This is a genomic window from Dietzia sp. SLG310A2-38A2 (assembly GCF_014145095.1).
In the GTDB taxonomy this organism is placed as follows: domain Bacteria; phylum Actinomycetota; class Actinomycetes; order Mycobacteriales; family Mycobacteriaceae; genus Dietzia.
The window spans coordinates 2,784-3,219 of sequence record NZ_JAALDX010000330.1 but is presented as its reverse complement, the minus strand read 5'-3'; the positions used below and the strand labels follow the sequence as shown (position 1 = coordinate 3,219).

The following is a 436-nucleotide window of genomic DNA, read 5'->3' as shown; positions in this document are numbered from 1 at the left end:
CCCCGACACCCTGGGAGGGTGTCGGGGCCGCGCCCGTTCTGCACCCGACCTACATCAGGCTGCCGAAGAGGTTCGTCATGCCGGAGAGCGAGCCGCCGCCCGTGCCGGTGTCGTCGTCATCGTCATCCTCGCCACTGGTGAAGGTGATCGGCGCACTGAGCTCCCACGGCGCGTGGACCGCACCGGAGGCCGCGTAGGTGTAGATGCCGTAGCTGCCCGTCTCGGACTTCGCGTCGGCCGCGTCCTTCGAGACGGTGACGGTCGTGGAGAAGCTGCCGTCGGGCAGCAGTTCGACGGCACCGGCCGCGGCGCCGCCGATCACGGAGTGGTACTCGGCACCGAGCACCCACTTCTGCTCGACCACCTTGCGCGCCGCCGAGGTGCCGCCCGCGGACGGCTTCCACGCGTCCTCGAACTTACCGAAGACCAGGTAGAA

At 69.5% G+C, this 436-nt stretch carries 1 pseudogene; it reads right to left on the bottom strand.

Annotated features, from left to right (window positions below):
- Positions 1-49 precede the first annotated feature (49 nt).
- Positions 50-436, bottom strand: a pseudogene (locus G6027_RS11960) (hypothetical protein); the annotation flags it as partial.